Origin of the sequence: Serratia sp. 14-2641 (assembly GCF_001692375.1) — a bacterium.
GTDB classification, from domain to species: domain Bacteria; phylum Pseudomonadota; class Gammaproteobacteria; order Enterobacterales; family Enterobacteriaceae; genus Chania; species Chania fonticola_C.
In genome coordinates this window covers 1-22,513 of record NZ_LXKR01000045.1, presented here as the reverse complement: position 1 = coordinate 22,513, position 22,513 = coordinate 1, and the positions used below count along the sequence as shown (strand labels likewise).

Below are 22,513 nucleotides of genomic sequence, written 5' to 3'. Positions count from 1 at the left end.
TTAGCGGTGGTATTTGGCCGACAGCGCATGCACCGCTTCAACGAAGGCCCCGGCGTGTTCCGGTGGCACATCTTGATGAATACCGTGGCCAAGGTTGAATACATGACCTTCGCCCTGGCCAAAACCGGCCAGAATGGTTTCCACTTCCTGGGCGATGCGTTCCGGTGCGGCATACAGCATGGAAGGATCCATATTCCCCTGCAGCGCGACTTTATCGCCCACACGGCGGCGCGCGTCGGCAATATCGGTGGTCCAATCCAGGCCCAGCGCATCGCAACCCGTGGCCGCCATCGCTTCCAGCCACTGACCGCCGCCTTTGGTGAACAGCGTCACCGGCACCCGGCGTCCGTCATTTTCACGCAGCAGGCCATCGACGATTTTATGCATATAGTGCAGTGAGAATTCGCGATAATCACGCCCCGTCAGCACGCCGCCCCAGGTGTCGAACACCATTACGGACTGCGCCCCGGCCTTGATCTGGGCATTGAGATACAGGATCACACTGTCCGCCAGTTTATCCAGCAGCAAATGCAGCGTCTGCGGCTCGGCATACATCATTTTCTTCAGCTTGGTGAATGCCTTGCTGCTGCCGCCTTCGACCATATAGGTCGCCAACGTCCATGGGCTGCCGGAGAAACCGATCAGCGGCACTTCACCCTTCAATTCACGACGGATGGTGCGCACCGCGTTCATGACATAGCCCAGTTCATCTTCCGGATCGAATGCAGGCAGCTTCTCTACATCGGCACGGCAGGTGATTGGCGAAGAAAAACGCGGGCCTTCCCCGGTTTCGAAATAGAGCCCAAGCCCCATGGCATCGGGAATGGTGAGAATGTCGGAGAACAGGATGGCGGCGTCCAGCGCATAACGACGCAGGGGCTGTAATGTCACCTCGCAGGCCAGTTCGGCATTTTTGCACAGCGACATGAAATCCCCGGCCTGAGCACGGGTGGCTTTGTACTCTGGCAAATAACGACCGGCCTGGCGCATCATCCATACAGGGGTGAGATCCACCGGCTGGCGCAGCAGCGCACGCAGGTAGCGATCGTTCTTCAACTCATTCATTTCTTGGGCTCCCTTGATTATCTGCCGCCATTGTACATTATTCTGCCCGACACAGCGCCACGGTGTCCTCGATCAGGCGGCGCGCCACGGTACCAGGCGGTGGCAGCAGCGGCAGTTGGTCATAGCGATACCAGCCCGCATTGAGCAACTCTTTCGGATCGTGGCGCAGTTCACCGCCCTGATACTCGGCCATAAACGCCATCATCAGCGAATGAGGGAACGGCCAGGGTTGCGAGGTAACGTAGCGCAGGTTGGTAATGGCGATATTGCTCTCTTCCATCACTTCGCGCGCCACGGCCTGCTCCAGAGTTTCCCCCACCTCCACAAACCCCGCCAGCACGGTATGGATGCCGCCACGGTGGCGCACATGCTGTGCCAACAGGATCTCGTCATTGCGGCGGATGGCGACAATCACGCAAGGGGCAATCTGCGGGTAATAACGTTCGCGACAGTTATCACAAAGGCAGGCGCTTTCGGTACGGCTAAGGTGCATCTCATGACCGCAGTAGCCACAGAACCGGTGCGAGCGATAAAAGTCGGCCAGCTGTACGCCGCGCCCGGCCAGTTGGAACAGGCCACGATCGAGACTGAGCAGTTGCCGCACCGATCCCATCTCTTTCGGCATCGGTTGGCGCACCAGCCAGACCGGTGCCCCCTCCCATTCGCCAATTTGCCGAGCCGGCCGGCCTTGCAATGAAAATAGCGCGGCGGAACCAAACGGCAATTCACCGTTTGGTAACCAAATTTTGCTTTCATGGCTGACGATCCACCAGCCATTTTCGTTACCCGTTAATGCAAGTTCCATATGTTGTTGCACAACCTCTGCTTCACTGGCAATCTAGGAATGCTCTTTGTTACATTTTATTAACTTACCACTTTTTCTTTCTCTTACACACGGAGTCAATCATGCTAAACCGATTGGAAAGCCTGACTCAGCGCGTTGGTGGCAGTAATGAATTAGTCGATCACTGGTTGCAGGCACGCAAGCAACTGCTGGTTACCTACTGCAGTTTAGTCGGCATTAAACCCAACAAAGAAAAGCATACGCCGCTCAATGAAAAAGCGCTGGAGAACTTTTGCCAGAATCTGGTGGATTATCTTTCTGCCGGGCATTTTCACATTTATGACAAAATTATCAAACAAGTGGAAGGCTCCGCCAGCCCCAAGATGGCGCTAGCCACCAAGTTCTACCCAAAATTACAGGCCAATACCGAAGCCGTGATGGCGTTCCACGACCGCTACGCCGAAGTCGTTATCGATCAGGACGTGTGTGAAGAACTCAATCAGGCGCTGTCAGATATTGGCGAAGCCTTGGCATCACGTTTCGCCTTGGAAGATCAGTTGATCCAGCTGGCGGCAGAAACCTGGCAGCAGGGCCAACCAGGCACCACGAATACTGAATCTATGTCTCATCCAGCCTAATTATCCCCCAATAGATTTCAAGTGGTAGCCAGGCGGTCAACAACGCTACAGCTTGAAAGATGACGGGGAGGGCTTGTGGTTTTTGTTGACCCTCTTATACTGAGGGCTCTTGTCGGAGTGCCTAGCGCTGATTTTTCATCAAATTAGCCAGGCTGAGACCGTTAATTCGGGATCCGCGGAACCTGATCGGGTTAATACCCGCGAAGGGAACAAGAGTAATCTATCGCCATAGGCAAGATGCTCCCGCCAGGGGCTGTGCCTGCCTTACCGGCCACCATCATTACTCCCTCCGAACTCCAGACAAGCAATTTTCCACACATCACTCCACTGATAGGAATTTGCTATGTCTACCGTGAAAAAACCTCGTGCCCGTAAACAACAGCGTGACCAAGCGCAAGATTTTATCGACTCTCTGCAAGGCGTTACCTTCCCCAACTCACAGCGGATCTATCTCGCGGGTTCGCGCAGCGATATCCAGGTACCGATGCGTGAGATCCAGCTCAGCCCGACGCTGATTGGCGGCAACAAAGACCAGCCCCAATATGAACAGAACGAAGCCATCCCGGTGTATGACACCGCAGGGCCGTATGGTGATCCGCTGGCGGTGCTCGACGTACATCGTGGCTTGGCCAAAGTACGAGCGGACTGGATCGCCGAACGTGCCGATACCGAAGCGTTAAGCGGCGTCAGTTCCGGCTTCACACAGCAACGACTGGCCGATGTTGGGTTAGACCATCTGCGCTTTGAGCACCTGCCGCTGCCCCGCAAAGCCTTGCCGGGTAAATGTGTTACGCAGTTGCATTACGCTCGCGCCGGTATTGTCACCCCAGAGATGGAATTTATCGCCATTCGCGAAAATATGGGCCGTGAGCGCATTCATGGTGAAGTGCTGCGCCACCAGCATCCCGGCCAGAGCTGGGGCGCAAATCTACCTGAGAACATCACGCCGGAATTTGTGCGCCAGGAAGTGGCCGCTGGCCGCGCCATCATCCCCGCCAACATCAACCACCCGGAATCCGAGCCGATGATTATTGGCCGTAATTTCCTGGTGAAGGTAAACGCCAATATCGGCAACTCGGCGGTCACCTCTTCGATTGAAGAGGAAGTCGAGAAGTTGGTGTGGTCAACCCGCTGGGGCGCTGACACCGTGATGGATCTCTCCACGGGCCGTTATATCCATGAAACCCGCGAATGGATCCTGCGTAACAGCCCGGTGCCGATTGGTACAGTGCCGATCTATCAGGCGCTGGAAAAAGTGAACGGCGTGGCGGAGAACCTGACCTGGGAAATGTTCCGCGATACCCTGCTGGAACAGGCTGAGCAAGGCGTAGATTACTTCACCATTCACGCCGGGGTGTTGCTGCGCTATGTGCCGATGACCGCCAAACGCCTGACCGGCATTGTCTCCCGTGGCGGCTCGATCATGGCGAAGTGGTGCCTGTCGCATCATCAGGAGAACTTCCTCTATCAGCACTTCCGCGAGATCTGCGAAATTTGCGCCGCTTACGATGTCTCGCTGTCACTCGGCGACGGCCTGCGGCCGGGCTCGATCCAGGATGCCAATGACGAAGCGCAATTCGCTGAGCTGCATACGCTGGGCGAACTGACCAAGATAGCCTGGGAATATGACGTGCAGGTGATGATCGAAGGCCCTGGCCACGTGCCGATGCAGATGATCCGCCGCAACATGACCGAGGAGCTGGAACATTGCCATGAAGCGCCGTTCTACACGCTGGGGCCATTGACCACCGATATCGCTCCGGGTTACGACCATTTCACCTCAGGGATCGGCGCGGCGATGATCGGCTGGTTCGGCTGCGCGATGCTTTGCTACGTGACGCCGAAAGAGCATCTGGGGCTGCCTAACAAAGAAGACGTGAAGCAGGGGCTGATCACCTACAAGATCGCCGCTCACGCCGCCGACTTGGCGAAAGGCCATCCGGGCGCACAGATACGCGATAACGCCATGTCCAAGGCGCGCTTTGAATTCCGTTGGGAAGATCAGTTCAACCTGGCGCTGGATCCACAAACCGCCCGCGCCTATCACGACGAAACGCTGCCGCAAGAATCCGGCAAGATCGCCCACTTCTGCTCCATGTGTGGGCCGAAGTTCTGCTCGATGAAGATTTCCCAGGAAGTGCGTGACTATGCCGCCGCACAAGAGGCCGCCAAACCGATCGAAGTGCAACTGACCGGGATGGAGAAAATGTCGGCTGAATTCCGCTCACGCGGCAGCGAGCTGTACCACAGTGCGGCCAATTTGCAGGAGGAGATAAATAATGACTAACCTCACCTCTCCCTTCCCTGCAACACCGCACAAGCTGGGTTTATATCCGGTCGTCGACAGCGTTGAATGGATCGCCCGCCTGTTGGAGGCTGGCGTTACCACTATCCAACTACGCATTAAAGATCTGCCAGACGAACAAGTGGAGGCCGATATTGCCGCCGCTATTGCCCTTGGCAAACGCTATCAGGCCCGGCTGTTTATCAATGATTATTGGCGGCTGGCGATCAAACATGGGGCCTATGGCGTACACCTGGGCCAGGAGGATTTAGACACCACCGATCTGGCGGCCATCCATCGGGCAGGACTGCGCTTGGGCGTTTCCACCCATGACGATGCCGAGCTGGCCCGGGCGATCTCCGTCAAACCTTCCTATATCGCACTGGGGCATATCTTCCCAACGCAAACCAAGGAGATGCCCTCTGAGCCGCAAGGCTTGGCCGAGTTGCAACGCCACGTCGCCGGATTACAGCAGTATCCAACAGTAGCCATTGGCGGGATCAGCATCGAGCGCGTCCCCGCCGTGCTGGCCTGCGGCGTTGGCAGCGTGGCCGTGGTCAGCGCCATCACCCAGGCATCAGACTGGCGCGCCGCTACGGCAACGCTGCTGCAACTGATTGAAGGCAAGGAGTCATGCGATGCTCAATGACCAAGAGTTCTTGCGCTACAGCCGGCAACTGCTGCTGGAAGACGTCGGCCCCGAGGGGCAGGAAAAGCTGACACAAGCCACGGTGCTGATCGTCGGATTAGGAGGATTAGGCTCTCCGGCAGCGCTGTATCTGGCTGCCGCTGGCGTTGGTACCTTGCTGTTGGCTGATGATGACCAGCTACACCTCACCAATCTGCAACGGCAAATTCTGTACCGCACCGGTGATATCGGCACCAACAAGGCTCAGTTGGCAAAGCAGCATCTGCAAGCGCTGAACCCTCTGGTGGAGTCGATCACGCTGGAGCAACGCCTGCAAGGGGCAACGCTGAGCGATGCGGTCGCCCGTGCCGATCTGGTGCTCGATTGCAGCGACAACATGGCCACCCGTCATGCGGTGAATGCCGCCTGCATCCAAGCCAGCGTGCCGTTGAGCAGCGGCAGCGCGGTGGGGTTCAGCGGCCAGTTGCTGGTTATCGAACCGCCCTATGCCCATGGCTGTTATGCCTGCCTCTACCCGGAGCAAACCGAACCGCAGCGCAACTGCCGCACGGCGGGCGTGCTCGGCCCGGTCGTTGGCGTGATCGGCACGCTGCAGGCGCTGGAAGCGATAAAAATGCTGGCTGGAATACCCTCCTCCCTTAGCGGCAAGCTGCGCCTGTTCGACGGCAAGCAGCAAAGCTGGAGCACCCTGCAACTGAGTAAGGCCAGCACCTGCCTCCACTGCGGAGAGCCAGCATGAAGATTACGCTCAACGATCAACCGCTGGAGCTGGAGCAGCCGTTAAGCATCGGCGCGTTGCTCGAACGGCTGGAACGCTACCAGCCAGGCTGCGCCTTGGCGATCAATCAGGTCATCATTCCACGCAACGACTGGGCCACCCGTCAGGTGCAGGACGGTGATGATATCTTGCTGTTTCAAGCGATTGCCGGAGGCTGACATGCTGCAAATCGCCGATACCACCTTTACCTCACGCCTGTTTACCGGCACGGGGAAATTCGCCACGCCCGAGTTAATGCTGGCTGCGCTACAAGCCTCCGGCTCACAACTGGTCACTATGGCGATGAAACGCGTCGACCTGCGCGGCGGGAATGACGCCATTCTGGCACCGCTGCAACGATTGGGCGTGAAATTACTGCCCAACACCTCTGGGGCAAAAACGGCAGATGAGGCGGTGTTTGCCGCCCGGTTGGCGCGCGAAGCGCTAGGGACTCACTGGGTCAAACTGGAAATACACCCAGAGGTGAAATACCTGCTGCCAGATCCGATCGAAACGCTCAAGGCGGCGGAAACCCTGGTCAAACAGGGCTTTGTGGTACTGCCTTACTGCGGTGCCGATCCGGTGCTGTGTAAGCGACTGGAGGAAGCGGGTTGTGCCGCCGTGATGCCACTCGGCGCGCCAATCGGTTCTAACCGTGGCTTACTGACCCGTGACTTCATTGAGATCATCATTGAACAGGCCAAAGTGCCGGTAGTGATTGATGCCGGGATTGGTGCCCCAAGCCATGCGTTAGAGGCGATGGAACTGGGAGCCGATGCGGTACTGGTCAATACCGCCATCGCCGTGGCGCGGGATCCGGTGCAAATGGCCCAGGCTTTCCGCCTGGCGCTAGAGGCCGGAGAGTTAGCACGCAACTCAGGGCTAGGCAGCCGCCAGTCGAGCGCCGCCGCATCCAGTCCGCTGACGGCGTTTCTCAGTCATTCAGAGGAGACACGCTGATGGCGAGTGATTTTAGCGAGCGCCTGCTCGAATGGGATTGGGATGACCTGACGCTGCGCATTAACAGCAAAACGGCGCGTGACGTTGAGCAGGCACTCAATAACCCCAAGCTGACACGGGAGGATTTTATGGCACTGATCTCCCCTGCCGCCGCTCCCTATCTGGAGCTCCTAGCGCAACGAGCGCAACAGCTCACCCGCCAGCGTTTCGGTAACGTAGTGAGCTTCTATGTGCCGCTATATCTTTCTAACCTGTGTGCCAACGATTGTACTTACTGCGGTTTTTCGATGAGTAACCACCTCAAACGTAAAACGCTGGATGCGGTAGAGATCGAACGGGAATGCGTGGCTATCAAGGCGCTAGGGTTTGAGCACCTGCTGCTGGTGACTGGGGAACATCAGCGCAAAGTCGGAATGGATTACTTCCGCCAGCATCTGCCCGCCATTCGCCGTCATTTCAGTTCGCTGATGATGGAGGTGCAACCTCTGGCGCAGCAAGACTACGCCGAGCTGAAAGCCCTTGGGCTGGACGGCGTGTTGGTCTATCAGGAAACCTATCATCCCGCGACCTATCAGCAGCACCATCTGCGTGGCCAGAAACAGGATTTTCATTGGCGGCTGAGTACGCCGGATCGTCTGGGGCGCGCCGGGATCGACAAGATCGGGCTAGGGGCGCTGATTGGGCTTTCCAGCAGTTGGCGCACGGACTGCTATCTGCTGGCAGAGCATCTGTTTTACCTGCAACAGACTTACTGGCAGAGCCGTTACTCAATCTCGTTCCCTCGCCTGCGGCCCTGCGCCGGTGGTATTGAGCCGGCCTCGATCATGAGTGAACCGCAACTGGTACAGTTGATCTGTGCTTTCCGGTTATTCGCTCCTGACGTGGAGCTTTCATTATCTACACGAGAGTCGGCCTTCTTCCGCGACCATATGATCCCGGTAGCCATCAACAGCGTCAGTGCCGGTTCCAAAACCCAGCCGGGTGGTTATGCCGACGATGTGCCGCCAGAGCTGGAACAGTTCGAACCGCACGACAGCCGAACACCGCAGCAGGTGGCACAGGCGATCGGTGCCGCTGGGCTACAGCCGGTGTGGAAAGATTGGGATGATTATCTGGGACGCGCTACGCAACTGCCTGCAACGGTTACACCATCGAGCCAGTAGCTCTGGAAACACTGCGCAAAGCCGCCAAGGTGAGCTGGCAGGGAAAAATGGCCTCGTTATAGTGGCGGTGTTGGCAAGCGTTCCTAAGCCAACCAAGGTTATCTCCCCCTCTTGATAACCTTGCTTACCAAACGCCGGAGCGTGCGGGGACTGGCCGCACGCTTCCGGTTCCTCTGTGTTATTCGGCCGTCTGGGGTTTCATACGCATCCCCACAATGGCAGAAAGCAGACACCCCAGCGCCAGATAGGCGGCAACCAGATGCCAGGAACCATCCATCAATTCCACCAGCAATACGGCAATAAACGGCGTGAAGCCACCGCCGACCACGCTAGCAACCTGATAGCCCACTCCAGCACCGCTATAACGGTATGCGGTGCCGAACAGCTCGGTAAACATCGGCTGCTGCACGCTGACCAGCATGTCGTGCGCCATATTTCCCAGCATGATGGCAAAGAAGATAATCATCACCGTGTTACGGCTCTCGAGCGCCATGAAAAACGGTACCGTGCTGGCAACACCAATCAATGCTCCCGTCACGTAGATCCGCCGTCTGCCAAAGCTATCGGCCAAGTAGGCAAAGCAAGGGATCGAGACACAGCTCACCGCCCCGACCAGCAAGCCAATATTCAGGAACAGATCCCGTGACAGACCAAGGTGGGTGGTTGAGTAGTTCATGGCAAAGGCTGTGACGATATACATCGTCAGCAGTTCGCCAAAGCGTAGGGCAATGATCAGCAAGAAGGCTTTGGGATTCTGGCGCAGTGCCTCAAATATTGGGAATTTGCGGATTTTCTCGGCCCGTTCGTGCAACGTTTTATTGGCTTCAAACTCCTGCGACTCGTCCATGCCATTACGGATCCACCAGGCAATAGCGACCAGCACCAGGCTGAACAGGAACGGCAAACGCCAGCCCCAGTTGATAAAGTCCTCATTGCTGGTGAAGTGGCTGACCAGAGAAACCGAGCCGGTAGCCAACAGCAGCCCGACGCCAAAACCAATCTGTACTCCACTGCTGTAAAAGGCTTTTCTCTTCTTCGGCGCGCTTTCTACCGCCAGCAAGGCAGCGCCGCCCCATTCGCCCCCCACGGCAAACCCTTGCACCGCTCGTAGCAGCACCAGCATGACCGGGGCCCACCAGCCAACTGAATCGAACGAGGGCAGCAGGCCGATCAACGCCGTAGAGATCCCCATCATCCAGACGGTGATCATCAGCATGCGCTTACGGCCAAGTTTATCGCCAAAGTGCCCGAACACCATGCCACCTAGCGGGCGGAACAGAAAACCGACGCCAAAGGTGCCAAAGGCGGCCAGCGTGCCCATCGTTGGGCTGACCTGCGGGAAAAATTCGGTGTTAAAAACTAAAGCGGCAACTATTCCGTACAGCAGGAAGTCGTACCAATCGACTACGGCGCCAACAAAGCTTCCCCAGGCGGCACGCCGCGCCCGGCTTTGAGAGTACTGGATTGGTGAGGTTATTTCGCTGTTGGCAGCGCTGCTGCCACTGACTGAAGTTGAGGTGTCCATGCCTGTTCCGTTATTTTAACTTTACAGCACTGTACAACAAAAAGCCCCGGCTAGGATAGCCAGGGCTTTAGTCATTCACTGCAAAACGTACAGTCAGGGATCAGGTGACTTATTCGTCACTGCCACCCAGGTTGCCAGCGTTGAGCAATTCGGCCAGGTTGGCTGTCGCTTCTTCCGCGCTAACCAGCGGAACAACCGGAGTTTCACCCAGAGCCTTACGGCGCATACGATCCTGGTGATAAGCGTAACCGGTACCGGCTGGGATCAGACGGCCCACGATCACGTTCTCTTTCAGGCCGCGCAGTTCATCACGCTTACCGGCAACAGCCGCTTCGGTGAGAACGCGCGTCGTTTCCTGGAACGATGCAGCAGAGATGAAGGACTCGGTCGCCAAGGAAGCCTTGGTGATACCCAGCAGATCGCGTGAGAAGGTTGCTTCGATCTTGCCTTCAGCAGCAAGTTTACGGTTAGCAATCTTAACGCGTGATACTTCAGCCTGTTCGCCTTCCAGGAACTCGGTGCTACCAGCGCTAACGATGGTCCCTTTACGCAGCATCTGACGAACGATAACTTCGATGTGTTTATCGTTAATCTTAACGCCTTGCAGACGGTAAACTTCCTGCACTTCGTTGGTGATGTAGCGAGTAACCGCATGCACACCACGCAGACGCAGAATGTCATGTGGAGATTCTGGGCCGTCAGAAACAACGTCACCACGTTCCACAATTTCACCTTCGAACACGTTGAGCTGACGCCATTTAGGGATCATCTCTTCGTAAGCGTCGCTGCCGTCCAGTGGAGAGATTACCAGGCGACGTTTGCCTTTGGTCTCTTTACCGAACGAGATAATCCCGCTGATTTCAGCCAGGATTGCCGGCTCTTTCGGACGACGTGCTTCGAACAGATCCGCAACGCGTGGCAGACCACCGGTAATATCCTTGGTACCGCCGGATTCCTGAGGAATACGCGCCAGGGTATCACCCGCACCGATCTGAATGCCGTCTTCCAGCTGCACAATCGCTTTACCCGGCAGGAAGTATTGAGCAGGCATATCAGTACCTGGGATCAATACGTCGTCGCCTTTGGCATCAACGATTTTCAGTGCCGGACGCAGGTCTTTACCGCTACCGGTACGTTCTGCGCTGTCCAGTACCACCAGAGAGGACAAACCGGTCAGTTCGTCGGTCTGGCGGGTAATGGTCTGGCCGTCAACCATATCGGCGAAGCGAATGAAACCGCTCACCTCGGTCACAACCGGCATGGTGTGTGGATCCCAGTTAGCAACGGTTTCGCCGCCGTTAACTTCTGCACCATCACCTTTGCCCATTACGGCACCGTAAGGCACTTTGTAGCTTTCTTTGGTACGGCCGAATTCGTCGATCAGCTTCAGTTCGGTATTACGCGAGGTAATTACCAGCTTGCCTGAGGCGTTCATAACGAACTTCACGTTGCTCAGCTTCAGGTTACCTTTGTTCTTCACCTGGATGCTGGATTCTGCTGCCGCACGAGATGCCGCACCACCGATGTGGAACGTACGCATCGTCAGCTGTGTACCCGGCTCACCGATGGACTGGGCCGCGATAACGCCGATGGCTTCACCTTTGTTGATGATGTGACCACGTGCCAGGTCGCGACCATAGCAGTTGGCGCACACACCAAAGTCGGTTTCACAGCTAACTACGGAACGGACTTTAACGCTGTCGACAGAGTTCTCTTCCAACAGGTCACAGGTCTTCTCGTTCAGCAGGGTGTTGCGTGGCACCAGGATGTCAGCCGTACCCGGCTTGATGACATCTTCAGCGGTCACACGACCCAGAACGCGTTCACGCAGTGGCTCTTTAACGTCACCACCTTCGATAACCGGAGTCATCATGATGCCGTTGTGAGTACCACAGTCGTCTTCGGTCACTACCAGGTCCTGCGCCACGTCAACCAGACGACGGGTCAGATAACCGGAGTTTGCCGTTTTCAGTGCGGTATCCGCCAAGCCTTTACGAGCACCGTGCGTGGAGATGAAGTACTGGAGTACGTTCAGCCCTTCACGGAAGTTCGCAGTGATTGGCGTTTCGATGATGGAGCCATCTGGCTTGGCCATCAGGCCACGCATCCCCGCCAACTGACGGATCTGAGCGGCAGAACCACGAGCACCGGAGTCGGCCATCATAAAGATGCTGTTGAAAGAAACTTGTTGTTCCACCACGCCGTCACGGTTAACCACGTCTTCAACAGACAGGTTTTCCATCATCGCTTTAGCAACACGTTCGTTCGCCGCAGCCCAGATATCGATCACTTTGTTGTAGCGTTCGCCCGCGGTAACCAGACCAGATTGGAACTGCTCCTGGATCTCGGCAACTTCGGTTTCCGCTTCTTCGATGATCTCTGCTTTCTTGGCTGGGATAACCATGTCATCGATACCTACAGACGCGCCTGAACGGGCAGCGTAAGCAAAACCGGTGTACATGATCTGGTCAGCGAAGATTACGGTCGGCTTCAGGCCCAGGATGCGGTAACAGGTGTTCAGCATCTTGGAGATCGCTTTCTTGCCCAAAGGCTGGTTAACGATCGAGTAAGGCAGACCTTGCGGTACGATCATCCACAGGATGGCGCGACCGATGGTGGTATCAATAATCGAAGTCTGGTGAATAGATTCACCTTCGGTATTCTTGATCTCTTCTGTAATACGCACTTTTACGCGTGCATGCAGAGAGGCCAGACCGGCGCGGTAAACGCGTTCAGCTTCTTTAGGACCCGTCAGAACCATGCCTTCGCCTTTGGCGTTAACACAGTCACGAGTCATGTAGTACAGACCCAATACAACGTCCTGAGAAGGAACGATGATTGGCTCGCCGTTCGCTGGTGACAGGATGTTGTTGGTAGACATCATCAACGCACGCGCTTCCAGCTGGGCTTCCAGCGTCAACGGTACGTGAACAGCCATCTGGTCACCATCGAAGTCGGCGTTGTATGCCGCACAAACCAGCGGGTGCAGCTGGATCGCTTTACCTTCGATCAGAACCGGTTCAAACGCCTGGATACCCAAACGGTGCAGGGTTGGTGCACGGTTCAGCAGTACCGGGTGTTCGCGGATCACTTCGTCCAGGATATCCCAAACGACAGCTTCTTCGCGCTCAACCATTTTCTTGGCGGCTTTGATCGTTGTGGCCAGGCCACGCAGTTCCAGCTTGCCGTAGATGAACGGTTTGAACAGCTCCAGTGCCATTTTCTTCGGCAGACCGCACTGATGCAGACGCAGGTATGGACCTACGGTGATTACAGAACGACCAGAGTAGTCAACACGTTTACCCAACAGGTTCTGACGGAAACGACCCTGCTTACCTTTGATCATATCGGCCAAAGATTTCAGAGGACGCTTGTTGGAACCGGTGATCGCACGACCGCGACGGCCGTTATCCAGCAGGGCATCTACCGCTTCTTGCAGCATACGCTTTTCGTTGCGCACGATGATGTCCGGCGCAGCCAGATCCAGCAGGCGTTTCAGACGGTTGTTACGGTTGATCACGCGGCGGTACAGATCGTTCAGATCTGAAGTCGCGAAACGGCCACCATCCAGTGGAACCAATGGACGCAGATCTGGCGGCAGTACCGGCAGCACGGTCAGGATCATCCACTCTGGCTTGTTACCAGATTGCACGAACGCTTCCAGCAGCTTGATACGCTTGGTCAGCTTCTTACGCTTGGTTTCGGAGTTGGTTTCGTTCAGCTCTTCACGCAGCTGCTCACACTCGGCTTCCAGATCCATGTTTTTCAACAGGGCCTGAATAGCTTCCGCACCCATCTTGGCGTCGAATTCGTCACCAAACTCTTCCAGCGCATCCAGATACTGCTCTTCAGTCAGGATCTGACGACGCTCGAGGTTGGTCATACCGCCTTCGACTACCACGTAGGATTCGAAGTACAGTACACGTTCGATGTCACGCAGCGGCATATCCAGCAGCAAACCGATGCGCGAAGGCAGCGATTTCAGGAACCAGATGTGCGCAGTCGGAGAAGCCAGTTCGATGTGGCCCATACGCTCACGGCGTACTTTGGTCTGGGTCACTTCAACGCCGCACTTCTCACAGATCACGCCGCGGTGTTTCAAGCGCTTGTACTTACCGCACAGGCACTCGTAATCTTTTACCGGCCCAAAGATACGGGCGCAGAAAAGGCCGTCACGCTCAGGTTTGAACGTACGGTAGTTAATGGTTTCCGGCTTTTTAACTTCACCGAACGACCATGAACGGATCATGTCTGGCGATGCCAGAGCAATCTTGATCGCATCAAACTCTTCGGTCTTAGTTTGCGCTTTCAGAAACTTTAATAAGTCTTTCACGGATTGGCTCCTGTCGGAGTTAAACCTGTTGGGCGCACGCTGACAAATCGCGCGCCCGTGTGACCTGAACAACCACCCTCTGGCTCCCTAAGGTCGGGAGCCAGAGCTGGAATAGCGATTAGTCGCCTTCCAGTTCGATGTTGATACCCAGCGAGCGGATTTCTTTCAACAGTACGTTGAAGGACTCCGGCATGCCTGGTTCCATACGGTGATCGCCATCCACGATGTTTTTGTACATCTTGGTACGGCCGTTGACGTCATCCGACTTAACGGTAAGCATTTCCTGCAAGGTGTAAGCTGCGCCGTATGCTTCCAGCGCCCACACTTCCATCTCACCGAAGCGCTGACCACCGAATTGCGCCTTACCACCCAGCGGCTGCTGAGTAACCAAGCTGTAAGAACCGGTAGAACGCGCGTGCATCTTATCGTCAACCAAGTGGTTCAGTTTCAGCATGTACATATAGCCGACAGTTACCTGGCGCTCGAACTGCTCGCCGGTACGGCCATCAAACAGCGTAATCTGACCTGAAGTCGGGATACCGCCCATTTCCAGCAGTTGCTTGATTTCTGACTCTTTCGCACCATCGAAGACTGGGGTTGCGATCGGCATACCTTTTTTCAGGTTCTCTGCCAGACGCAAGACTTCGTCGTCGGTGAAGGTGTTCAGGTCAACTTTCTGGCAAACGCCGTCACCCAGATCATAAGCCTTCTGGATGAATTCACGCAGCTTGGCCACTTCCTGGTGCTGCTTGAGCATTTGGTTGATCTTCTCACCAATGCCTTTCGCTGCCATACCCAGGTGAGTTTCCAGGATCTGACCGATGTTCATACGCGATGGAACGCCCAACGGGTTCAGAACGATGTCAACCGGCGTACCGTTTTCATCGTAAGGCATATCTTCGATCGGGTTGATCTTGGAGATAACACCCTTGTTACCGTGGCGGCCTGCCATCTTGTCACCCGGTTGGATCTGACGCTTAACGGCCAGATACACCTTGACGATTTTCAGCACGCCTGGTGCCAGATCGTCGCCTTGGGTGATCTTACGACGCTTGGCATCCAGCTTCTTCTCGAAGTCGGATTTCAGTTCGTCGTACTGCTCTGCCAGCTGTTCCAGCTGGTTTTGCTTGTCTTCGTCGGTCAGGCCCAGTTCCAACCAGCGATCGCGTGGCAGTTTGCTCAGCTTCTCGGCTTCGATACCACCAGAAACCAGTACCGCATGGATACGAGCGAACAGGCCAGCTTCCAGGATCTGCAGTTCTTCAGTCAGGTCTTTCTTCGCCTGCTTCAGCTGCATCTCTTCGATTTCCAACGCACGCTTGTCTTTGTCCACGCCATCGCGGGTAAAGACCTGCACGTCGATAACCGTACCGGAAACGCCGTTTGGTACACGCAGAGAAGAGTCTTTAACGTCAGACGCTTTCTCACCGAAGATCGCACGCAGCAGCTTCTCTTCTGGCGTCAGCTGGGTTTCACCTTTCGGCGTTACCTTACCAACCAGAATGTCGCCACCGGTCACTTCTGCACCGATATACACGATACCGGATTCATCCAGTTTGGAGAGCGCTGCTTCACCCACGTTAGGGATGTCGGCGGTGATCTCTTCCGGCCCCAGTTTGGTGTCGCGAGACACGCAAGCCAGTTCCTGAATATGGATGGTGGTGAAGCGATCTTCCTGTACTACACGCTCGGAGACCAAGATGGAGTCTTCGAAGTTGTAGCCGTTCCAAGGCATGAACGCGACGCGCATGTTCTGACCCAATGCCAATTCACCCAGGTCTGTAGACGGGCCATCTGCCAGCACGTCGCCGCGCTCGATTGGCTCACCCAGATTCACACAAGGCATCTGGTTGATACAGGTGTTCTGGTTAGAACGGGTGTACTTGGTCAGGTTATAAATATCGATACCAGCTTCGCCTGGGTACATCTCGTCTTCGTTAACTTTGATAACGATACGGGAAGCATCCACGTACTGGATCACACCACCACGTTTGGCTACGGCAGTAACACCGGAGTCAACCGCTACGGCACGTTCCATACCGGTACCTACCAGCGGCTTGTCAGCACGCAGGGTTGGCACTGCTTGACGTTGCATGTTCGCACCCATCAATGCACGGTTGGCGTCATCGTGTTCCAGGAATGGGATCAGTGAAGCACCAACAGAAACAACCTGCTGGGTTGATACGTCCATATAGTCAACCTGGTCGCGGCTAAACAGGCTTGATTCGCCTTTGCTACGACAGGTAACCAGGTCTTCTTCGAAGCGGCCTTCTTCGTCCAGGTTGGAGTTCGCCTGAGCGATAACGAAGTTGCCTTCTTCAATAGCAGACAGATAGTTGATTTCATCGGTCACCACGCCGTCACGCACGCGGCGGTACGGGGTTTCCAGGAAGCCATACTCGTTGGTCTGTGCGTACACGGACAAGGAGTTGATCAGACCGATGTTTGGACCTTCCGGCGTTTCGATTGGACACACGCGACCGTAGTGAGTCGGGTGTACGTCTCGAACTTCAAAGCCGGCACGTTCACGGGTCAGACCGCCTGGGCCCAATGCAGAGATACGACGTTTGTGCGTGATCTCAGACAACGGGTTGTTCTGGTCCATAAACTGGGACAGCTGGCTTGAACCGAAGAACTCTTTCACCGCCGCCGAAATTGGCTTGGCGTTGATCATGTCCTGAGGCATCAGGGTATCCAGATCGCCCAGGGACAGACGTTCTTTCACCGCACGCTCAACACGCACCAGACCGACACGGAATTGGTTCTCGGCCATTTCGCCAACGGAACGGATACGACGGTTGCCCAAGTGGTCGATATCGTCCACTTCGCCTTTACCGTTACGGATATCGATGAGCTTCTTCATCACTTCGATGATGTCGTCTTTGCTCAGGATGCCCGAACCTTCGATCTCGTCACGCAGCAGAGAACGGTTGAACTTCATCCGGCCAACCGCAGACAGATCGTAGCGGTCTTCAGAGAAGAACAGGTTCTCGAACAGGCTTTCCGCCGCTTCACGCGTTGGTGGCTCACCAGGGCGCATCATGCGGTAGATTTCTACCAGAGCGCTCAGACGATCGCTGGTTGGGTCGACACGTACGGTTTCAGAAATGTACGCACCGTGGTCCAGATCGTTGGTGAACAGCGTTTCGATACGCTTGTGGCCTGACTGGCTCAGCTTGGCCAACAGATCCAGTGACAGCTCCATGTTGGCTGCACAGATCAGCTCGCCGGTATTGGTATCGATATAGTCCTTCGCGACCACTTTGCCCGCGATGTACTCAACCGGTACTTCAATACTGCGAATTTCGTCTTTTTCGAGCTGACGGATATGACGAGCGGTGATACGGCGTGCTTTCTCAACGTAGATCTTACCGTTGGCTTCGATATCGAAGGACGCAGTTTCACCACGCAGACGCTCTGGAACCAGCTCCATCTGCAGCTTGTTATCACGGATCTCGAAAACAATTTTCTCAAAGAACAGGTCAAGGATCTGCTCAGTGGTGTAGCTCAGCGCGCGCAGAATAATGGTCGCAGGCAGTTTGCGGCGACGGTCGATACGCACGAACAGGTTGTCTTTCGGGTCAAACTCGAAATCCAGCCATGAGCCACGGTAAGGGATGATACGTGCGTTATACAGCACTTTGCCCGAGGAGTGGGTTTTGCCCTTATCGCTGTCGAAGAACACACCAGGACTACGATGCAGCTGGGATACGATAACCCTCTCAGTACCGTTAATTACAAAGGTACCGTTTTCGGTCATGAGCGGAATTTCGCCCATATAGACTTCTTGTTCCTTGATGTCTTTGACCGTACCTTCTGGTGCTTCACGTTCGTAGATGACCAGGCGCAGTTTTACGCGCAGCGGTGCAGAGTACGTCACACCACGGATCTGGCACTCTTTAACGTCAAACACCGGCTCACCAAGACGGTAGCTAACGTATTGCAGCTCCGAATTGCCACTGTAGCTCTGGATCGGGAAAACAGAACGGAATGCGGCTTCTAAGCCGTATTGCCCTTCTGGATCTTGCTCGATAAATTTCTGGAACGAGTCAAGCTGGATAGAAAGGAGATAAGGTATGTCCAAAACTTGTGGACGCTTACCAAAATCCTTACGAATACGTTTCTTCTCGGTATAGGAGTAAACCATAGGGTTCCTCAGCTCGCTGGAAAGTCGAACCTATTGTCCGTCCGGATAGGGGACGGTTCATGCAACACCGTTTTGTTGACCGGAAAGCGAGAACACTTTCCGCAATACTCGTTTCTATCACGCTTAAATCATTTCATTGCCGTGGCGGCAGATTCGGCTGCGGCGCAGAGGGCAGTATATTAAGTCGTCGATAGAAAGAAATATTGGGGTTAGCCAGTAGTCAAACAGTGTGAAACTCTACTGACGCCCTACAGCGCAAAAAGGCTGGTGACCAAAAAGTCACCAGCCATCAGTCTGTTAGTTAAAACAGACTGCACTCCAAAAGCAGTGGCTTATTTAACTTCAACTTCAGCGCCAGCTTCTTCCAGAGCTTTTTTCAGTGCTTCAGCGTCGTCTTTGCTGATGCCTTCTTTCAGTGCTGCTGGTGCAGACTCAACCAGGTCTTTAGCTTCTTTCAGACCCAGGCCAGTTGCGCCACGTACTGCTTTGATTACTGCAACTTTGTTCGCGCCGATACCTTTCAGTACAACGTCGAATTCAGTTTTTTCTTCAGCAGCTTCAACAGCAGCAGCAGGACCTGCAGCTACAGCAGCAGCAGAAACACCGAACTTCTCTTCCATAGCGGCGATCAGTTCAACGATTTCCATTACAGACAGGGCTGCAACGCCTTCGATAATTTGGTCTTTAGTGATAGACATAACAAAAGTTCCTAAAATTCAGAAATAGTTTAAATACGTAAGCAAAGGCTAAGAAAGAGAGAGGCTTATGCCGCTTCTTTCTGATCGCGTACTGCAGCCAGAGTGCGAACCAATTTGCCGGCAGCGGCTTCTTTCATGGTTGCCATCAGGCGTGCGATTGCTTCATCGTAAGTAGGCAGCGTTGCCAAGCGGTCGATTTGTGCCGCAGGGATCAGCTCACCTTCAAAGGCCGCAGCTTTAACCTCAAATTTTGCATTCGCTTTCGCGAACTCTTTGAACAGACGAGCAGCAGCGCCCGGGTGTTCAGTAGAGAATGCAATCAAGGTAGGACCGACAAACGTGTCTTTCAGGCATTCGAACGGAGTGCCTTCAACTACGCGACGCATCAAGGTGTTACGAACAACACGCATGTAAACGCCAGCTTCACGACCTGCTTTACGCAGTTCAGTCATTTTATCAACGGTAACGCCACGAGAATCCGCAACTACCGCAGACAGCGCGCCTTTGGCTACTTCGTTGACTTCAGCAACAATCGCTTGTTTGTCTTGAAGATTTAATGCCATTAGCTTTTTGCTCCTGGATTTAGCCGGGGAAAATCCCCGGAACTCACTTCACTCAACAGCGTGTGCGAACACGCGCCGTTGAGCGGCTTAACACGGTGAGCAGAATCCAGCAAAGACCATTCTTTTTAAAAAAGAAAAAATTTCTTTAGGCTCTGTCACCGTCTACGCAGGAAGGATTAAGTGCCTTGCGGCACACCTGCGGTCTTGGACGGAGGCCTGGATAGGCCAGGCTCCAACCGAAAAATCTGTTGTTCCACCTATAGCGGAACCTTGGGGGATAAGATTCTAGATGAATCCCACCCCCAAGTCAAAGCGATAATCGCAGTGCGATTAGTTCGCTACAGCAGTCAAGCCGCTTTGATCGATAGCAACGCCAGCACCCATGGTGGTGGAGAGGCTAACTTTCTTGATGTACACGCCTTTTGCCTGAGATGGTTTGGCTTTTTTCAGCGCAACCAGCAGAGACTCCAGGTTTTCCTTCAGCTTGTCTGTGTCGAAATCAACCTTACCGATAGTGGTATGGATGATACCGTTTTTGTCGTTACGATAACGAACCTGACCTGCTTTAGCGTTCTTAACAGCTTCAGCAACGTTAGGAGTAACGGTACCCACTTTCGGGTTAGGCATCAGACCACGTGGACCCAGAACCTGGCCCAGTTGACCTACAACGCGCATTGCATCCGGGGAAGCAATAACCACGTCGAAGTTCATCTCGCCTTTCTTGATCAGGTCAGCCAGATCTTCCATACCTACCAGCTCTGCGCCTGCAGCTTTAGCAGCTTCAGCGTTAGGGCCCTGGGCAAATACGGCAACGCGAACGCTGCGACCGGTGCCGTGTGGCAGAACGGTAGCACCACGAACGTTTTGGTCTGATTTACGAGCGTCGATGCCGAGGTTAACGGCAACGTCAACGCTTTCTACGAATTTAGCGGTGGCCAGCTCTTTCAGCAGAGCAACAGCTTCGAGGATGTCATACTGTTTAGTAGCATCAACTTTGTCACGGATCACGCGCATGCGCTTGGTCAGCTTAGCCATTTCTTAATCCTCCACTACCAGGCCCATGGAACGAGCAGTACCTTCGATGGAGCGAATCATCGCTTCAACGTCAGAACCAGTCATGTCCGCAGCTTTGGTTTCTGCGATTTCACGAACCTGTGCACTAGTCACTTTGCCAACTTTATCTTTGTTTGGCTTGCCGGAACCAGATTTAACACCAGCCGCTTTCTTCAGCAGAACTGCTGCCGGCGGGGTCTTGGTTACGAAAGTGAAGGAGCGATCAGAATAAACTGTAATAACAACCGGGATCGGCAGGCCTTTCTCAACGCTGTCAGTCTTAGCGTTAAATGCCTTACAGAATTCCATGATGTTAACACCTTGCTGACCCAGAGCTGGACCAACTGGTGGACTTGGGTTAGCCATACCGGCTGCAACTTGCAGCTTAACGTAGGCTTGTACTTTCTTGGCCATTGAAATTTCCTCGTTTGGGTAATATCGCCTCCTGAGAGGCTCCCCGTGTTTCGTCTCGCTGCAAGAGCAAGACATCTAAAAACAAAAGGCGCGAAATTGTAGTTCAATTTCGCGCCTCTGACAAGCCACAAATTCGCTCGCCTTGCTGATTATTTGATCAGCCTTTTTCTACCTGGCTAAAGTCCAGTTCCACCGGCGTTGCACGGCCAAAGATGGAGACAGACACTTTCAGGCGGCTCTTCTCGTAGTCCACTTCTTCAACGACACCGTTAAAGTCAGCAAATGGACCATCGTTGACGCGCACCAGTTCACCCGGCTCGAACATCGTTTTCGGACGTGGCTTATCACCAGCCTGCTGCAGGCGGTTCATAATAGCGTCCACTTCTTTATCGCTGATCGGTGCAGGACGATCGGAAGTTCCACCGATGAAGCCCATAACACGAGGAACACTGCGCACCAGGTGCCAGCTGGCGTCATTCATCACCATCTGAACCAGTACATAGCCAGGGAAGAATTTACGCTCACTCTTACGACGTAGACCACCACGGATCTCCACCACTTCTTCGGTGGGAACCATGACTTCGCCGAACAGCTCTTCCATATCGTGCAGTTTGATATGTTCACGCAGCGATTGTGCTACGCGACCTTCAAAACCGGAAAACGCCTGAACGACGTACCAGCGTTTTTTTGGGGCTTCAGACATTTTAGAACCTCAGGCCAGTAATAAACGATACCAGACGGACCAATATACCATCCAGGCCCCACAGAATCAGTGACATCACGGCGGTTACCGCGGCAACGATCAACGTGGTGTGTAACGTTTCCTGACGAGTTGGCCAGATCACTTTACGTACTTCAGTACGCGCTTCGCGCGCAAACGCAACGGTGGCTTTGCCTTTAGTGGTCATCAATGCCACTGCACCTGCAACGGCAATAACCACGACAACGGCCAACGCACGCAGCGGCAGGCTGAAATCACGGTAGTAATAGTTACCGACGATAGCCACAACCAACAGAACGGCGACGATTGACCACTTGGCCGCTTCAAGGCCGCGCCCGCTCCCTTGAGCCTCGGTATTCGCACTCATAAACCAACCTGTCACTAATGATTCGAACAAACAACTTTGCCTCGCAATGCGAGGCAAACCAAACCGAACAGATGCCGCTTGGCAGCATCTCGGTGTTTTACGCCATGACGTATTTCAGTCAATACCGTTTAAGAGCCCATCTCACCAATGATTATGACTGCAAAATCGCTGATGAGATAGGTTCTAGTTCACAGCGTAGAAAAAGGGCATCAAATGATGCCCTTTTATCGCATGTCGCGTCAAATATTATCCGCGATTAAGCGATAACTTTGGCAACAACACCAGCGCCAACGGTACGGCCGCCTTCACGGATTGCGAAACGCAAGCCTTGGTCCATCGCGATTGGGTGGATCAGGGTAACAACCATGTTCACGTTATCGCCTGGCATTACC

Annotated in this window: 18 protein-coding genes, 1 pseudogene and 1 riboswitch; of the genes and pseudogenes, 7 read left to right on the top strand and 12 right to left on the bottom strand. The window is 54.6% G+C overall.

The genetic code is table 11. The features are described from left to right. Positions 1–1,065, bottom strand: a complete 1,065-nt coding sequence (gene hemE / locus A6U95_RS17740; protein ID WP_021808058.1) for a uroporphyrinogen decarboxylase — start codon at positions 1,063–1,065, stop codon at positions 1–3. Positions 1,066–1,102: 37 nt separating this feature from the next. After that, positions 1,103–1,870: an NAD(+) diphosphatase gene (nudC, locus tag A6U95_RS17735; RefSeq protein WP_059201909.1), complete on the bottom strand. Its 768-nt coding sequence runs from the start codon at positions 1,868–1,870 to the stop codon at positions 1,103–1,105. 101 nt (positions 1,871–1,971) lie between these two features. On the opposite strand from nudC, the gene A6U95_RS17730 reads away from it, so the two are divergent. The 7 genes from A6U95_RS17730 to thiH all read left to right on the top strand — a co-directional run bounded on the left by A6U95_RS17730 (position 1,972) and on the right by thiH (position 8,300). Next, positions 1,972–2,487, top strand: coding sequence for an Rsd/AlgQ family anti-sigma factor (locus A6U95_RS17730; protein ID WP_065685442.1), 516 nt, complete (start codon positions 1,972–1,974; stop codon positions 2,485–2,487). Positions 2,488–2,590: 103 nt separating this feature from the next. Next, a riboswitch (TPP riboswitch) is annotated at positions 2,591–2,713 on the top strand. A 117-nt stretch (positions 2,714–2,830) separates the two neighbouring features. Beyond that, positions 2,831–4,774, top strand: a complete 1,944-nt coding sequence (thiC, locus tag A6U95_RS17725) for a phosphomethylpyrimidine synthase ThiC (protein WP_065685441.1) — start codon at positions 2,831–2,833, stop codon at positions 4,772–4,774. Beyond that, positions 4,767–5,420: a thiamine phosphate synthase gene (gene thiE / locus A6U95_RS17720; protein ID WP_065685440.1), complete on the top strand. Its 654-nt coding sequence runs from the start codon at positions 4,767–4,769 to the stop codon at positions 5,418–5,420. Before thiC ends, thiE begins: the two co-directional genes overlap by 8 nt. Next, entirely contained in the window at positions 5,410–6,159 is a 750-nt protein-coding gene (locus A6U95_RS17715; RefSeq protein WP_065685439.1) for a HesA/MoeB/ThiF family protein, read from the top strand. Before thiE ends, A6U95_RS17715 begins: the two co-directional genes overlap by 11 nt. After that, positions 6,156–6,356, top strand: coding sequence for a sulfur carrier protein ThiS (thiS, locus tag A6U95_RS17710; RefSeq protein ID WP_065685438.1), 201 nt, complete (start codon positions 6,156–6,158; stop codon positions 6,354–6,356). The genes A6U95_RS17715 and thiS overlap by 4 nt, the downstream gene beginning before the upstream one ends. Before the next feature lies 1 nt (position 6,357). After that, the gene (locus A6U95_RS17705; RefSeq protein ID WP_065685437.1) at positions 6,358–7,137 is read left to right on the top strand and encodes a thiazole synthase; all 780 of its coding nucleotides are present in this window, start codon (positions 6,358–6,360) and stop codon (positions 7,135–7,137) included. Beyond that, complete coding sequence (thiH, locus tag A6U95_RS17700; protein ID WP_065685436.1) at positions 7,137–8,300, top strand: 2-iminoacetate synthase ThiH; 1,164 nt, start codon at positions 7,137–7,139, stop codon at positions 8,298–8,300. Before A6U95_RS17705 ends, thiH begins: the two co-directional genes overlap by 1 nt. Before the next feature lie 178 nt (positions 8,301–8,478). Here thiH and shiA read toward each other — a convergent pair whose 3' ends face one another. From shiA to tuf, 10 genes and pseudogenes are all read right to left on the bottom strand, one after another. Beyond that, positions 8,479–9,825: a shikimate transporter gene (shiA, locus tag A6U95_RS17695; RefSeq protein ID WP_065685435.1), complete on the bottom strand. Its 1,347-nt coding sequence runs from the start codon at positions 9,823–9,825 to the stop codon at positions 8,479–8,481. Positions 9,826–9,934: 109 nt separating this feature from the next. Next, entirely contained in the window at positions 9,935–14,158 is a 4,224-nt protein-coding gene (rpoC, locus tag A6U95_RS17690) for a DNA-directed RNA polymerase subunit beta' (RefSeq protein WP_024531019.1), read from the bottom strand. Between the two features lie 118 nt (positions 14,159–14,276). Continuing rightward, positions 14,277–18,305, bottom strand: a complete 4,029-nt coding sequence (gene rpoB / locus A6U95_RS17685; protein ID WP_021182159.1) for a DNA-directed RNA polymerase subunit beta — start codon at positions 18,303–18,305, stop codon at positions 14,277–14,279. Between the two features lie 332 nt (positions 18,306–18,637). Then, a complete protein-coding gene (rplL, locus tag A6U95_RS17680) occupies positions 18,638–19,003 on the bottom strand; it encodes a 50S ribosomal protein L7/L12 (protein WP_021182158.1) in 366 nt (121 codons plus the stop codon). A gap of 65 nt (positions 19,004–19,068) precedes the next feature. Beyond that, a complete protein-coding gene (gene rplJ, locus A6U95_RS17675; RefSeq protein ID WP_024485329.1) occupies positions 19,069–19,566 on the bottom strand; it encodes a 50S ribosomal protein L10 in 498 nt (165 codons plus the stop codon). A 330-nt stretch (positions 19,567–19,896) separates the two neighbouring features. Then, positions 19,897–20,601, bottom strand: a complete 705-nt coding sequence (gene rplA, locus A6U95_RS17670; RefSeq protein WP_024531018.1) for a 50S ribosomal protein L1 — start codon at positions 20,599–20,601, stop codon at positions 19,897–19,899. 3 nt (positions 20,602–20,604) lie between these two features. Continuing rightward, positions 20,605–21,033, bottom strand: a complete 429-nt coding sequence (gene rplK, locus A6U95_RS17665) for a 50S ribosomal protein L11 (RefSeq protein ID WP_024531017.1) — start codon at positions 21,031–21,033, stop codon at positions 20,605–20,607. A 157-nt stretch (positions 21,034–21,190) separates the two neighbouring features. Beyond that, positions 21,191–21,736: a transcription termination/antitermination protein NusG gene (gene nusG / locus A6U95_RS17660; RefSeq protein WP_021182154.1), complete on the bottom strand. Its 546-nt coding sequence runs from the start codon at positions 21,734–21,736 to the stop codon at positions 21,191–21,193. A 1-nt stretch (position 21,737) separates the two neighbouring features. Further along, positions 21,738–22,121 carry a preprotein translocase subunit SecE gene (gene secE, locus A6U95_RS17655; protein WP_021182153.1) on the bottom strand — a complete coding sequence of 128 codons (384 nt, stop codon included), beginning with the start codon at positions 22,119–22,121 and terminating at the stop codon, positions 21,738–21,740. 256 nt (positions 22,122–22,377) lie between these two features. Continuing rightward, positions 22,378–22,513, bottom strand: a pseudogene (gene tuf / locus A6U95_RS29920) (elongation factor Tu); the annotation flags it as partial.